General features: G+C 28.5%; 14 protein-coding genes and 1 other annotated feature. Of the genes, 13 read left to right on the plus strand and 1 reads right to left on the minus strand.

Annotated features, from left to right (window positions below):
* Nucleotides 1-422 precede the first annotated feature (422 nt).
* The 7 genes from BR66_RS0116945 (at nucleotide 423) to BR66_RS24165 (ending at nucleotide 8275) form a co-directional block, all read left to right on the plus strand.
* Nucleotides 423-1118: a response regulator transcription factor gene (locus tag BR66_RS0116945; protein ID WP_026883960.1), complete on the plus strand. Its 696-nt coding sequence runs from the start codon at nucleotides 423-425 to the stop codon at nucleotides 1116-1118.
* 13 nt (nucleotides 1119-1131) lie between these two features.
* A complete protein-coding gene (locus tag BR66_RS0116950; RefSeq protein ID WP_026883961.1) occupies nucleotides 1132-2568 on the plus strand; it encodes a sensor histidine kinase in 1437 nt (478 codons plus the stop codon).
* Nucleotides 2565-3734 (plus strand): WD40 repeat domain-containing protein, encoded by a 1170-nt coding sequence (locus BR66_RS0116955; protein ID WP_026883962.1) that lies wholly within the window; start codon nucleotides 2565-2567, stop codon nucleotides 3732-3734. Before BR66_RS0116950 ends, BR66_RS0116955 begins: the two co-directional genes overlap by 4 nt.
* Nucleotides 3735-3950: 216 nt before the next feature.
* Complete coding sequence (locus BR66_RS0116960) at nucleotides 3951-5333, plus strand: L,D-transpeptidase family protein (protein WP_026883963.1); 1383 nt, start codon at nucleotides 3951-3953, stop codon at nucleotides 5331-5333.
* A gap of 85 nt (nucleotides 5334-5418) precedes the next feature.
* Nucleotides 5419-6468: an alanine racemase gene (locus BR66_RS0116965; RefSeq protein WP_026883964.1), complete on the plus strand. Its 1050-nt coding sequence runs from the start codon at nucleotides 5419-5421 to the stop codon at nucleotides 6466-6468.
* Nucleotides 6469-6685: 217 nt separating this feature from the next.
* Nucleotides 6686-7492: a hypothetical protein gene (locus tag BR66_RS0116970; RefSeq protein WP_026883965.1), complete on the plus strand. Its 807-nt coding sequence runs from the start codon at nucleotides 6686-6688 to the stop codon at nucleotides 7490-7492.
* Between the two features lie 240 nt (nucleotides 7493-7732).
* Nucleotides 7733-8275, plus strand: a complete 543-nt coding sequence (locus BR66_RS24165) for a polysaccharide deacetylase family protein (RefSeq protein WP_084156546.1) — start codon at nucleotides 7733-7735, stop codon at nucleotides 8273-8275.
* 356 nt (nucleotides 8276-8631) lie between these two features.
* Here the strand turns inward: BR66_RS24165 and BR66_RS0116980 are convergent, their stop codons facing one another.
* Nucleotides 8632-10371: an ABC-F family ATP-binding cassette domain-containing protein gene (locus tag BR66_RS0116980; RefSeq protein ID WP_026883966.1), complete on the minus strand. Its 1740-nt coding sequence runs from the start codon at nucleotides 10369-10371 to the stop codon at nucleotides 8632-8634.
* A gap of 373 nt (nucleotides 10372-10744) precedes the next feature.
* Between BR66_RS0116980 and BR66_RS26870 the strand changes: the two genes are divergently transcribed.
* The 6 genes from BR66_RS26870 (at nucleotide 10745) to BR66_RS0117005 (ending at nucleotide 15126) form a co-directional block, all read left to right on the plus strand.
* Entirely contained in the window at nucleotides 10745-10966 is a 222-nt protein-coding gene (locus BR66_RS26870) for a M56 family metallopeptidase (RefSeq protein ID WP_423219389.1), read from the plus strand.
* Between the two features lie 2 nt (nucleotides 10967-10968).
* On the plus strand, nucleotides 10969-11643 hold the full coding sequence (locus BR66_RS0116985) for a hypothetical protein (protein WP_051624284.1): 675 nt from the start codon (nucleotides 10969-10971) through the stop codon (nucleotides 11641-11643).
* A gap of 149 nt (nucleotides 11644-11792) precedes the next feature.
* The gene (locus BR66_RS0116990; protein WP_026883968.1) at nucleotides 11793-12227 is read left to right on the plus strand and encodes a MarR family winged helix-turn-helix transcriptional regulator; all 435 of its coding nucleotides are present in this window, start codon (nucleotides 11793-11795) and stop codon (nucleotides 12225-12227) included.
* Between the two features lie 81 nt (nucleotides 12228-12308).
* Entirely contained in the window at nucleotides 12309-12953 is a 645-nt protein-coding gene (locus tag BR66_RS0116995) for a DsbA family oxidoreductase (protein WP_026883969.1), read from the plus strand.
* Between the two features lie 58 nt (nucleotides 12954-13011).
* Nucleotides 13012-13272 (plus strand) — a binding site (T-box leader).
* A 52-nt stretch (nucleotides 13273-13324) separates the two neighbouring features.
* Nucleotides 13325-14398, plus strand: coding sequence for an iron-containing alcohol dehydrogenase family protein (locus BR66_RS0117000; RefSeq protein ID WP_026883970.1), 1074 nt, complete (start codon nucleotides 13325-13327; stop codon nucleotides 14396-14398).
* Between the two features lie 302 nt (nucleotides 14399-14700).
* The gene (locus BR66_RS0117005) at nucleotides 14701-15126 is read left to right on the plus strand and encodes an Lrp/AsnC family transcriptional regulator (RefSeq protein ID WP_026883971.1); all 426 of its coding nucleotides are present in this window, start codon (nucleotides 14701-14703) and stop codon (nucleotides 15124-15126) included.
* Nucleotides 15127-15402: the final 276 nt, after the last annotated feature.

A 15402-nucleotide genomic window follows, 5' to 3' on the forward strand; every position in this document is an offset into this window, starting at 1 on the left:
GTTCTCTATCATCTGTTCAGTGACTTTACCAAATAAAAAACCCATACTATTAAAAATACTAAACAATGTAACACCTACTTTCAAACATATAGTCACGACGATATATAATCTTTGATTAATATAATCAGTATAGATGATTATATCTGTAGTGTCAATATCAAGTTGTGAAATTTTTTTGGTGAATTTACTCAGGGAGCAAGGCAAGTGGAGCCATTTTTGTAAACCTGTAAGGAATGAATTTTCGTCAAAATCAGATACGTTAAATCAATAATTATGTTACAAGTTGGAAATAACTATATCATAGTTTGAAATAATTTGGTGGTATAATAAATCAATATGCTATTTAGAATATTGATTTATTTATTATACTGTACAAAACTAAGGATTAATATAATTAGTATGAAAAATAAAGGGGGAGACTATTGCGTAATAGAAAGATACTTATCATTGAAGATGAAGAAAATATATCTGATCTTGTTTCTCATTATCTTGATAATGAGGGATATAGAACAAAAGTGGCTAATTGTGGAGAAGAAGGCCTGCGGGTTGTAGGAGAATTTTTACCGGATCTTATATTACTTGACTTAATGCTTCCGGATATAAGTGGGTTTGAAGTGTGTAAAAAGATATCAGCTAGCTATATTATACCGATTATAATGATGACCGCAAAATCCGATACTGTTGATAAAATACTTGGTATGGAGCTTGGTGCAGATGACTATATTACAAAACCTTTTAACATGAGAGAAGTAATTGTAAGAATAAAAACTATATTTAGAAGAATAGAGCTTACTTCTGTATCAATAACAGATAATGAGGTAAAAGTGATAAAACTTGATAAAGAAATAGAAATATATATAGAAAAACATGAGGTATTTAAAAATGCTAGAAAAATAGAGTTTACAAATAAGGAATATGATCTATTAGTATATTTGGCGGAGAACCGTGGAAATGTCATTTCAAGAGAAGTGCTTTTAGATAAGGTTTGGGGAATTGATTTTATAGGTGATTCTAGAACTGTAGATATACATATTCAGCGTATTAGAAAAAAGATGCAGGAAGATAAAAATTCATCAATTATAGAAACAGTATTCGGTGTTGGATACAAGCTTGTATGAGAAGGTGTAAATAATGAAATATTCAATACAACAAAAAATTATCGTATATTTTTCAATTATAATATTTATAGGACTTTCTTCAATTGCCTTCATCTCATATAATATCACAAATCAAAACACTAAGAATATTGTAAAAAATGATATGATTGTGGCAAAAAGAAATATTGACATATATCTAAAACAATATTTTTTATTCAATAATTTAGAGGCAACTAAAACTTCAATTAGTTCTGAGGCAGAGGATATATCTAATCAATTAAGTACTCAAATGGGAAATACCGTAGACATTTATGATTTAAATGGAAAAAAACTTTCCCATAGCTCAGAGATAGCAGCAACAATTAAGAAATCAGATGACTTGGAAAAAGCCATTAATGGTGAGATTTCATATAGTACAAATTTCGTAGACGGTAAAGTTACTGTAAGTTTATCTTATCCTATAGAAGAATCAAATGCTAAAATTGGAATTATTAAATACAATAAGGATTATTCTAGCTTATATGGTTTTAATGAAAAATTCAAAAATATTATTAATCTATTTGCTACTTTAATATTTGTTGTTATTTTTATTGCCTCATTTATTTTTGCAAGACAAATAACAAAACCAATTAAAAAACTTACCCAGGCCTCTGATGAAGTGTCTAAGGGTAACTTTAATATTGATATAGATATTACTTCAAAGGATGAAATCGGATATTTAAGTTCTAGATTCAAGATGATGATAGAAAAAATTAAGAATGATAGAGATACAATAGATGAAGTACAAAAACAAAACAAACTTTTTTTTGATAATGTAACCCATGAACTTAAAACTCCAATCACTACAATAATGGGTTATGCTCAAGGCATTGAGGACTTCGGTCTTAAAGATGATGAGTTTAACAGGAAAGGGCTTAAATGCATTATAAGTGAAAGTAATAGATTAAATAATTTGGTAATAGAGCTACTAGAACTTTCAAAAGCTTCTACTAAAAATTTTAATTATGATTTTAAGAATGTAAATATAAGTGAATTAATCAAAGAAACTTGCGATGAAATGAAGATAAAAGGACGAAAATATAACATTGGTATAGAATATTTTGTAAAAGATGAGCTCTTTTTAAAGGCGGATAGAAATAGGTTAAAGGAAGTATTGATTAACCTTATTGACAATTCTATTAAATATGGAAATGTGAATTCAACAATAAATGTAAAAGCTTATAAAGAAGAAAAATATATTTTCATAATAATTAAAGATATAGGAGAGGGAATTTCAGAGGAATTTATTGATAAGATATTTGATCCATTCTATAGAATATCTAAAAATGTTTCTAGCGAAAGGGGCAGTTCTGGGCTTGGAATGAGCATTGTAAAAGGAATAGTTGAAAAACACAACGGCAATATAGAAATTAAAAGCAAGTTAAAAGAGGGTACTGAAGTTATTTTACGATTTGAAGGTGATGTTTTATGAAAAAATTTAAAACCATAAAAATTGCAAGTTTTATAGGATTGGTTATTATATTAAGTGGTTTTATTATAGGATTTTTTATTTTTAGTAATTTATATTCATATGGAAATAAGAATTCCATTACAACAACACTAGATAGAAGCCTTTTTAATGTAAAAACTTCAAATAATGAAGAGAATCATATCGTTGTAGACAAGATTACGAAATTAATCATACCATATATTTTTATAGATTACGATTTTTTAGACATTAATACAATTGCATTTACGAGTCTAGATAAGAATGATAACACATCTTATGTTAAAACTAGTATATATGATATAAGAAAAAAATTATTAACTTATAAGTCCAATGATGAAAATCCTACTAATGGTAGTAAGATACACATATCTATGGATGGTAAAATGATATTGACTTCTTATAAGAATAACAATATTAAATTAAATAAGACTAGTATATATGATGTTTCAGCGAAAAAACTGCTCAAAACTTTTGGTGGTGTGGCTACCTCAGCTTGGCTTCCTGATAACAGTGGATTTGTAGGAATAGATAATTACCTATTCGTCCAGAATATAAGAACTAATGAGAGAAAAAACTTATTTAAGCTACCAGAAGATGTAAAATTGCTTTTTAAGGAAAATTTGATTTTAAAAATATCTGAAGACGGTGAAAGAGCTTGTTTAAGCTATAATAATAATGTGATTATGGTAGATATAAGAACTGGGAAATTGATCAAACTTATAATGCCAGGGCCTATAATTGCTTTAAATGATAAAAATATTGTAATAGCATGTTCGGCAATAAATAATGATTATGGATTATATTTATATGACATTAAAAATAAGTCTTATAAGAAAATTAGTGTATATAATAAATTTTTCAATGTGGACATATCTCCCAGTGGTAAAAAAATAGTTTATGGTGCATTAACCAATGATGGCAAAACTGAAATTCATGTAGCTTACTTAAACAATGATAAAATAATAAACGATGTAGTAATTTATAAAGATTTAAAAGATATAATTAATCTTAGATGGTCAAGGGATAGTCAAATGTTATACTTTGTTACTCAGAATGTGTCGACTATTGAAATGCAGAAAGAGAAACAAGAAGGTAACAATATCCGTGGTAATACATTAATATATAGGATTTCATTTAAAAGCAGTTAGTATTTTAGATACATAAAAAAGGAACAGTACACTGAAAAACCAATTTTCAATAAGTATTATACAGAAATGTAAGCTATGCTAGTAGACATGGCTTTTTTTTATTTAAAAAAATAGAGATATATAATTTACAAGTTAGAAATAACTACTATAATGATTGAAATAACCTTGTATTATAATTTAATTATAATGTATCTAGTTAATTAAAGGAGGTTCCTCATGGAAATACAATCAATAATACACAAAAAAACTGTGAAAGTTAGTATAATTTTTTTCGCTATTTTTTTTGCTGTATATTTAGGTATATTACTATTTTTTAGCAACCATTTTTATTATGGTTCTGTAATTAATGGCATTAATGTTTCAGGTAAAACTGTAGATCAAGTGGACAAAGAAATATCAATGAAATCCCAAACATATACACTGGAATTTAAAGAACGAAATGGTGTGAAAGAACAGATTAAGGGTACTGATATTTCTTTGAAATATAAAACAAAGAGCAAAATTCAAGTTTTAAAAGACAGTCAGAATTCATTTGCATGGATTTTTGCTATTTTTAGTACAAAAGATTATGAAATGGATGGAATAGTGACTTATGATGAAAAATTATTAAAAGAACATTTTGATAAGCTTTCTTGTTTTGATAGTAAAAAAATAATTCAACCTAAAAATGCTAGCTTTAAATACGCAGATACAGGTTATTTGATAGTAAATGAAGTTATAGGCAATAAAATAAATAGCAAACTTTTGTATACAAAGGTAGTAAGTGCAATTCTCAAGGGAGAAACATCAATAGATCTTGAGAAGGAAAATTATTACATAAATCCAAAATATACTTCAAAATCCAAAGAAGTTCTTGCTACTAAAATATTACTGGATAAATATACAGCTTCAAAAATAACTTATACCTTTACTGGAGGTAAAGAAGTTTTAGATGGTTCAACAATACACAACTGGATTGATGTTAACAAAAACCTTGAAATTATATTCGATCAAAACAAAATGCAAAATTATATAGAAGAACTTGATAATAATTACAATACATTTGGCAAGCAAAGAGATTTTGTCACATCCCTTGGAACAACGGTTAAAGTCAGTGGCGGTGATTATGGATGGTTAGTTAACCCCACAGTAGAAGTCAATGATTTAATTGTAGCTATAAAAAACGGACAAGTAATAACGAAGCAACCAAAGTATAGCCAAACTGCAGCATCTCATAATGTTAATGATATCGGGAATACCTATGTGGAAATTAATATTGCAAGACAGCATTTATGGTTCTATAAAAATGGATCTCTTGTTGTCCAAGGAGACGTTGTTACAGGTAATGTAAGCATAAATGACGGAACACCAACTGGTGTTTATAGATTAAAATACAAAGAAAAAGATGCTACATTAATAGGAGAGGGGTACAGTGTTCCTGTAGCTGAATTCATGCCATTTAATGGTGGTATTGGTATACATCCTGCAACTTGGAGAAATAAGTTTGGTGGAAATATATACTTAACAAACGGTTCTCATGGTTGTATAAATTCGCCACCTAGTTTAGCAAAAACAATATATGATAATATCGATGTTAATACTGCAATTGTTTGTTATTAGTAGCAATTTAAAGTACTAGTCAATACCTATAAACTTATAATTAGTTAAAAAATTTCTAATCAAATATGAACGGAGAGTGATACTGTTGAAAGATTTTTGGTGTGAAATAAATTTAGATAAATTAGAGTATAATGTAAATTTAATTAAAAAAAATACTTGTAAAAAAATAATTGCTGTAGTTAAAGGTAATGCATATGGTCTTGGAATTGAGGAAATAACTAGATTTCTAAGCGATAAAGTAGAAACATTTGCAGTTTCAACTATGGAGGAAGCATTAAAGATCCAAAGCAATAAGGATATTATAATTCTAACACCATTGTATAATTTTAAATATATAAATGAAATGAAAAAAAATATAATAATTACAATTGATAGCGAAGAGTGCTTACATAAAATTAGCAAAGATACTAAATGTAGAATTCAAATTTATGTTAATACTGGAATGAATCGTTTTGGGGTACAACCAAACAAGCTTTATGATCTAATACAAGAAATTAAATCACAATATAAAAATATTATTATAGATGGTATTTATACTCATTTACATAATGATAAAGATATAAAATATACCCTAAAACAAATAGATTATTTCAAAAGTATAACTTTACCTTTTATAAATGATATACCTAATATTCATTGTTTAAACTCAAATGCATTCTTAAACCATGATTTATATAAAGCCGCTGATTTTACAAATTGTATCAGAGTAGGAAATTTAATTTATGGATATAGTGGAAAAAATTCAGGATATAAAAAAATTTTCAATTATTATGCACAAATAATTAGAACCTATAAAGTATCTAAAAATCAATATATAGGCTATAACAATACATTTAAAACAAATAAGGACATTAAAGTAAGTTTGCTTAATTTTGGTTATATTGATAATTTTGGATGTTCTAAGAACTCTGGAAATGGCTTAATATATAATTTATTAAAAAAGATTTTTCATTATTTTAGACCACCAATACTTATTTCAAATAAAGGCGAAACTGTGCATAGTATTGGTAAATTTATGAACAATGTACTGATTAATTCAGATAATATAAGTGAAGATTCTATATTAACTGTACATATGTCCTCAATTTTAGCAGATAGTTCCATAAAAAAAGAGTATGTTATATCAAATCTATAAAATTAATTAAATTGATTAAATCAGCTTTGTTTTTTAATTCTTAAGCAGTTCCTTTAGGGATATGTGATAGAGTAATAAAAAAACAAAACTTATACATTTTGTTTACAAGTCTGAGATAACTATCATTAAATTTGAAATATCTTAGGTCTATAATAAAATTATGGAATAAATCTTATAAGATTAATCCAAAATAATATTTATAAAGGAGATTATTATTATGAAAAAAACAATTCTAGGAGCTGCACTGGTTGCAGTAATGGCCACTTCTGTTACATCTTATTCAGCAACCAATGTTCATCAAACAAGTGATTCAAACAAAGGTACACAAATATCATTGGCAGGGTCAAAACAGCAGGTACAAAATAGTGCAGCAGCTAAAGTTAGCGGAGAGACAACTCAGGGAGTCATAGAATATTCAAAAAGGACCGAAATCTCCAAAGATGGATCTAAGTCTATTGAAGAGACTTGGGTGAATCCAAATACTTTTGATTTTAGAGATGATATAAATAATGTTTGGGTTAATGATAGTCAATTTAAGGAAACTGATGCTCAGATTGCTAAAACTAAACAAGCTAAAGCTAATATTGTCAAATATAGTAGTACCTATAATGAAGGAAAACATGTTGTAAATATAACAAGAGATGATAACGGTAATGCAGTAAAAGGTAATGAATATCAAATAACACAAAAAGAAGCAGATTCTGAAATACAAGACATACAGAAAAACCGATCTTTTGCTGGTATTAAAGCATTATATGCTGATTCATCAGTTTGGAAAGATGCAGGAACATATACCACATCGGATGGCAAAAAATTAAAGAAAGTATCATCTGGTGACATAAACGATGAAATGCATGTTATCTATCTTAATGAAGATGGTCTTCCAGTTAAAGTAGATGTATATTTAAAAGGAAAACTTACAAATGGAGGAAGTACTACTGAGTATGAGTATAAGCTTATCCAAGATGATGGAAAGATTTTTAATACAAGTGGAGTAAAATTAGTGAACCTTGGAATTCTATAAGGTGCATTTAAGAATGCAAATAAAAAATAGTACCAATTCTATGAAGATATAATTCAAGATAATACTGTCAATGTATTGGTACACAAAGTTTTACTGGAATATAGTAAAAGCTACACAAGGTAAAACTCCACATTCATAATCAGTAGGTTATGTGCTCGAATCACATCATAAGCCGAATAAAATGGGAAATGCCAAGTCTTTGAGGACTTGGTATTTTGTTATAATTTATCAATATGAAAAATTGCATATTTAACGTTTGATGATGGTCCATCTGAGAATACTGCATCTATATTACAAATATTAAATCAAAATGGTATAAAAGCAACATTTTTTCTAATTGGTAAAAGTGCGGAAAAGAACGTAGACCTTGTTAAGAGAGAAGTAAATGAAGGAAATGTGGTTGGAAATCATACATATAGTCATTCAATTAGTTATAACGAAGGAGCAGAAAACTTTCTTGATGATGTGCAAAGATGTAATCAAGTGTTGAAATCCATATTAGGCGATCAATATAGCTCAAAGCTTATGAGATTTCCAGGTGGCTATTTGGGACATGGAAATAGATTAGTTCCATATAGAGATGCAGTGGTAAAAGCGGGATACACATATGTAGACTGGAATGATGAAACAGGAGATGCAGAAGGTAGCAATCCAGCAGTTCCAGTACTAATGAATAATTTAAAAGTAAATACTGCCTCGGCATCATCTGATTCAGTAGTAGTTTTAATGCATAATGCAGGACCAAAGAAAAATACTGTACAAGCCCTACCAGAAGTTATATAGTATCTTAGGGAAAATGGATATAGTTTTGACACAATCCATTAAATTTAAAAATAAGACAAGAAATTTAATTAGAAATTACTAATAATGGAGATATGTAGCTGTCAATTGAATCTTTCAAGTGTATTGTTTGTATATATTATCTTTCTAATTTCCGGAGGAAAATTAAAATATGTGGATAGATCTTCCTAAATGTTCTTCCATTTCTGATTCTAGAAATTGCTGAATTATATCACCAAGCAATCGTTGGATCAAGCAATTTTTACCTACTAAATCTACTGTGTTGCTACATATACATAAAAAGAACGTACGTAGATTTGATTTACATAAATCTACGTACGTTCCCAGCAAGCATCTTGCTACAATAACTTAATCAGCTCTTCTAACTCATTAGATAAATCTTTTGCAAGGGTAAAATCAGTATCCTTTAACGCTAACTCTATTTTGGTTTCAACTAATTTTTTCTTTTGTTCAATTTCTAAATAGTCTTTGTCAAAATGATTAGCATAAATCATCTTTCTGAACTTTCGCATACTGGTTTTTCTAATTGTTTTGTCTTCAATGATTAAAACATAATCCATACAGTTTACTATAGTATAGAAATCATGAGAAATCATTAGAATAGCACCTTTATAGTTCTCTATGGCTTTTTCCAGTGCTATTTGTGAATAAGTGTCCAAATGACTTGTGGGCTCATCAAGAAGTAGCATATTTGTCTTACTAGCAGAAACTTTAGCCAATTGAAGCATATTTTTTTCTCCACCAGATAAAGAAGTTATCTTTTGATTAATGATGTCTTCTTCAAAACCATAGCTAGCAATATGCAATTTAATATCTTCATAAGTTTTAAAGCCAGCTTCGAAGAACTCTTCAAGTACTGTATTAGATTCATTTAGTGTTTTGCCCTGAAGTTGAGATAAATAAGCTACTTCAATGTTTTCATTTATCTCAATACAATCATTTGTATTTTCGAAAATTTCTGTGAGTAAAGTTGTTTTCCCAGTACCATTTAAACCAACAAGAGCTACTTTATCAGTTGATTTAATCTCAAAGCTAACATTTTCTAGAAGTACATCATCAAAGCGAGCACTGTAATCACTAACTTTTAAAGCAATGGATTCATCCATTTTCTTATCGCTAGCAAAACTTATATTAGGTTGTTTAATATCTACAAATGGAGTTTTGATTTTACGTTTTTCTAATCTTTCTTGAATTTTAACTCTAGCATTTAGAGCTCTCCCTCTATAGGCTTCATTATGATCAGTTGCAAGAAATCTTAGTCTATCTACTAAAATTTGGTTTCTCTCAAGTTCTTCATTATCAGCAGCGGCTAGTTCTTGTAACTCAATTTTAGTTTGGAGCAATGAAAAGTTATAATCAATATAGTTTCCATCAAATTCTTGGAGTTCAAGATTTTCAAGATGTAGGATTTTGTTAAAACAATGATTCAACAAATATCTGTTGTGCGTAATAATTAACATTGTTCCTTTGCATGAATTAATTAGATCTCTAAGCGAATTAAGGTTTCCAAAGTCTAAAAACACATCGGGTTCATCCATAATAATGAGGTCTGGACTATTTAGCATTTCCTTAATTACTTGAATAAGCTTGAATTCCCCACCACTGAGTTCAGATATCATTAGATTTTTATACTTAATCAAGTTTGTAAGACTTAACTTTTTATCAATAATGTTTTCGAAATCATCCCCATTAATTGCATTAAATGCATCTAGAGTTTGTTGATACGCCTCTAGTAAAGTATCAATATCCGAAGATGTTTCCATTTCAGTACAAATACGTGTCATTTTATTTTGGAGTTTAATAAATTCATCACCTATATATTCGAAAACTGTAATTTCTTTTCTTTCGTCTAGTTGTGAGAACTGACTTACATACCCAATTCTACAGTTTGGGGACATCTCTAATTTACCATCAAACATATATTTTTCTGGATCCATAATTATATCTATCAGTGTGCTTTTTCCGCTACCATTTGTGCCTATAAAAGCACAATGCTCACCATCTTCTAATGTAAATGAAATGTTATTATATAGTTCCTTTTGGGGAAATGAGTAGGACAAGTTATCAACTTTTATCATTTTTTATTACCTCTCTTTATCACTAAAAAAGAGCCTATAAAAATAAGCTCTTCAATGTATTCTCTCATCAATTGCAATTTTACATTTAAATTTTCGTATTAAAGACATTTTACTGAGTTTAACATTGATATCATAACATTTTTTTAGACTAAGTTCAATCATTTCATATCAGCAGCAAAAACTATCTCAGGAACGGAAGTTATGAAGCTATGAAATTGTTGTAGAACTAATATCTACACGAGGGGATTATTAGTAAATTAAATGGTAAATTAAATGGTAAATAATAATTAAGAATGATATAATTTAAGAAAAGATTTAGGGTGAAATACCTTTTGAGTTATATGGTGACAGCATTACGGAATATACAGCAAAAATTTTAGCAACGGTATATAATAGTCCATTAATTGTTTATTCACTTTATCAGTTTAAGCAGGATTGTGAACTGGCTTGCGATGTTACGGCTATTAAAATATTAAATTCCAAGGAAGTTAGAGAATATGGTGAAACTATTATTGATATGCTTCAAATACTTTCAAAACCTAATTTGTACATTGGTACGCTTGGATTTTCCAATAAATACAGTAAAGGAGAATAATTATGATTTCATTATTTAATAAAAAATCAATTACAGGGACTATTGTAGCGTTGTGTCTAGTATTTATGGTGGGTTGCTCAAGTAAAGTAAATACCCTGAGTGGTAATGACAATGCTAATAGTACAAATAAGACCAATACAACTAACTCAAATGAATCTTCCACTAACAATGTGGCAAATACATCTAGTGCAAATATAATAAATACACCTAAAGACCAAGGAAATGTGGCTAAGCAAAATAGTACTACTACAAATAATAGTACATCAGTAAGTAATAAAATACCAAGCCAAGATTCTACCACTAACTATGAAGATATTGCAGCAAAAGTTAAAGATTATATTCTTAATGGTCAAGGAAATAAATCATCGGCAGAGAGTTTTAATTGGAACCCAGCATTCCTAAATCAAGTTGATATGGAAAATCTTTATAAAAAATATATTGCCAGTGGGGGGCAAGCTAACAACGTAGAGAACTTTGCCAAATATATAACTTTTAATGCACCTGTACCTAGCAATTGGAAAGAGTTATTTGAAAAAACTTACTATGCTTCATATGGAAAAAAAATCTCTAGATACGAATATTTGGGTAATGATTTATACCAAGTATACGTTGTAATAAACGGTAAAGAAGTACCTTATGTTGCAGTTTCATCAAGAACTGGTAATTATCATGGATAATTATTAAGACATGATAATTATCACTTTTGGCTATATTAATAAAAATAAAAGAATAAATCTCAAAATGGATAAGAAAATAATAGTAAGGATTGACAAAAGAAGCTCTAAGAGTTAATATTAATTCATACTCGAACGAACGAGGTGAATAAATGACAAAAAACTGTATATTAGATAAGATAAATGAAATTAACTCTATTTCTAATAAATATATTGAAAAAAGGATAAAGGAAGAAGGATTACCAATATTAAAGAATCATATTCCTTTATTTTGTATACTTCCTGAAGAAGGAAGTGCCTTGCTTTTTAACGAAATATCAAATATTTGGGAAATATCTAAATCGTCTTTGTCTGATATTATAAATAAGTATGAAAACAAAGGATTAGTAAAAAAATGTATTTGCGCCGAAGATAAGCGAAGCGTATATATAAGTTTAACACCAGAAGCGATGTATATAAAACAGAAAATTGCCAGTATAGAAGCTGAGATATTAGATTTGATGTTAAAGGATTTTGATAGGAAAGAGAAAGAAATTTTCGAACAAAACTTTGATAAAGTTTTAAAAAGTATAAAAAAAATGCCATAGGAGCATTTTTTTTATAGGTAATAAATTCGTTCACGTACGAAATAATATAATCATTAAATATTGAAATGGGGAGGAATAGTAATGAAAATAGAAGTTTGGTTTGATTTTGTTTGTCCATTTTGTTATATGGGTAAAAGGAAATTAGAAATTGCATTAGAAAAATTTGAACATAGGGACGAGGTTGAATTAGTTTTCAGAAGCTTTGAACTAGATCCGTCATCTGAAAAGAAATTTGATGAAAATATTAATGAGATTATAGCCAAAAAATATGGTATATCAGTAGAACAAGCTAAAGCATCCAATAATCAAATAACAGCGGAGGCTCAATCTATAGGACTTAACTATAATTTTGATAATATAATGCCAACAAATAGTTTTGATGCTCACAGATTAGCACAATATGCAAAAACAGAAGGAAAGATGAATGAGTTATCAGAAAGAATTTTAAAGGCTTATTTTGTAGATTCTTTAAATATATCTGATCATAAAGTGTTAGCTAGTCTTGCCGGTGAAGTTGGAATTAATAGCCTTAAAGCATTAAGTATTTTGGAATCAGATCAGTATGGTGAAGAAGTAAGAAAGGATGAAGAAATTGCTTCAAAACTTCGAATCAGTGGTGTTCCTTACTTTGTAATTAATAATAAATATACGGTGTCTGGTGCACAATCATCTGAAATATTTTTAGAGACACTTGAGAAAGCAAGAGAAGAAGAATATAGATTATAGTTAATAAACGCCTTGACAGTATACAAAATTAGACATATAATTGTGAACAAGTTAATCAATAAATACGTTGATAGAGAAAAGTAAATTTTATAGCATTTAGTAAGAGAACTTATCATTTGGTGGGAGATAAGATTTGCGAAGAAATTGAAAATCACTCACGAGTAGTTTTTGCTGAAGATTTAATTATTGTGTAAGCAAGACCGGTAGCAACCGTTATATTGCCAAATATTGAAGAGGATTTCCTTGAGATATTTTTGAGAGGTCACTTTTTAAGTGACAAATAGTGTGGTACCGCAGAGTTTTAGACTTTGTCTCTAGTTAATAGAGGCAGAGTCTTTTTATTTTACAAAAAATAATTAGGGGGCAAAAAAATGAGTGATTACAGTGTATTTTTACCAAGTTATAGTATAGGAGAGGATGTTTATAAAAAAATTCCTGAAATTTGTAAAGGTTATGGAAAGAAAGCAGTAGTAGTTGGTGGAAAAACAGCCATGGCAAAAGCTAAAGAGGCACTTTTAGAAGGGGTTAATGATTCTAATATAGAGATACTAGATTTTGTGTGGTTTGGTGGGGACTCCAGCTATGAAAATGTAGAGATGCTTAAAAAGAATCCAATAGTTGCAAATGCTGATATGATATTTGCTGTTGGAGGTGGAAGGAGCGTTGATACAAGCAAAACCATGTGTGATGAAACAGGGCAAGCATTATTTGTATTTCCAACAATAGCTTCAAATTGTGCTGCAATAACAGTAACCACAGTGATTTATGATGCAGATCATGTATTTAAAGAGTTATATTTTCCTAAAAAACCGGCAACCCATTGTTTTATTAATACTAAAATAATATCAGAAGCACCAAGTGATTTTATTTGGGCAGGCATAGGCGACGCATTATCGAAAGAATATGAATGTACATTTTCTTCAAGAGATGATGAACTTGACCATACTAATCTTTTAGGTGTAGATATAAGCCGTAACTGCGTAGAACCAATTCTCAGGTATGGCAGAAAAGCCTACGAAGATGTTAAAATACATAAGGTAACACGTGAACTAGAACAAGTAATTCTTAATATAATAATCACCACAGGGCTTGTATCAGTTTTTGTAATAAATGATTACAATAGTTGCCTTGCACATTCTGTATATTATGGATGTACTACCCTAGAAAACATAGAAAAAAATCATTTGCATGGAGAAGTGGTTTCTTATGGTGTTTTGGTTATGCTTACCTGTGATAAGCAATATAAAGAACGTGATAGAGTTTTTGCTTTCAATAAAAGTATTGGACTTCCAACTTGTCTAGCTGATATTGAAGTTGAGGAAAAGGATCTTGATAAAGTACTTGATAAAGCCATGGAAACAGGAGATATAAAACATGTTCCTTATAAAATAACAAGACAAATGATTTATAATGCAATAATGGATTTAGAAAAGGTAGTTTTATAATAAAAATGCTGCATAGGGTATTTAGCCTGATGCAGTATTTTTTTGTATTTATCTAATCAAATATTTAAATAATATATAATTCAAACAAAATTTCATTAAGAGTATCAAACTAATATTTTGATATTATTGTTATAAACTTCTTATGGTATAATTATGGTATAAATTTGGAATGAGAAAGTAAAAGGTTTGTGGAGATTTATTCAATGCACCTGATTATTACAAGCAGATATACTAGCATAGTGGCTAGTTATTTTTATATGTAATGTTATATGGTGGATATTTTTAAATTGGAGTGATTAACTATGGATAATATGGATTATAGAATATTGGAGTGTTTAAAATCTAATGCTAGGAGTAAAGCATCGGCAATAAGCAAAGAAATTCATTTGTCAGTTTCAGCAGTACTTGAACGTATTCGTAAAATGGAAGTAAACGGAACAATAAAAAATTATACAATAGTATTAGATGAAACTAAACTTGGAAATGATACAAGTGCTTTAATGGAAGTTAGTCTTGATCATCCAAAGTTTAATGAATCATTTACTAAGGCGATTAAAGATAATAACAATATAGTTTTTTGCTACTATCTAACAGGTGATTTTGATTTTATGCTTAAGATACTTTGCAAATCAGCAGAAGATCTAGAAAAAATTCATCGTGAAATAAAAAGTTTAGAGGGTGTATCTAGAACAAAAACCTATTATATTTTAGAAGATGTGAAGAGATAATATATATAGGAATTATGTAATACAATTGATGAATTAATCTATGGTAATTTATCAAAATGAAAATTTTACGCGATAAATAATGAAAAACAGTAAAAAATACTGCGCAAACTATGATAAACAAGAAATTATACATATGTTTTGTAAAACATTGAAAAATAATAATTAATAATATAGTATATAACTATAGATATTTAATGAATCATTAAAAAAAACAGTATATTTATATTATTAACATAAAATTATATATTAATAAGTATTAGTTTCTTAATTGTATAG

The organism is Clostridium akagii DSM 12554 (assembly GCF_000686725.1).
GTDB classification, from domain to species: domain Bacteria; phylum Bacillota; class Clostridia; order Clostridiales; family Clostridiaceae; genus Clostridium_I; species Clostridium_I akagii.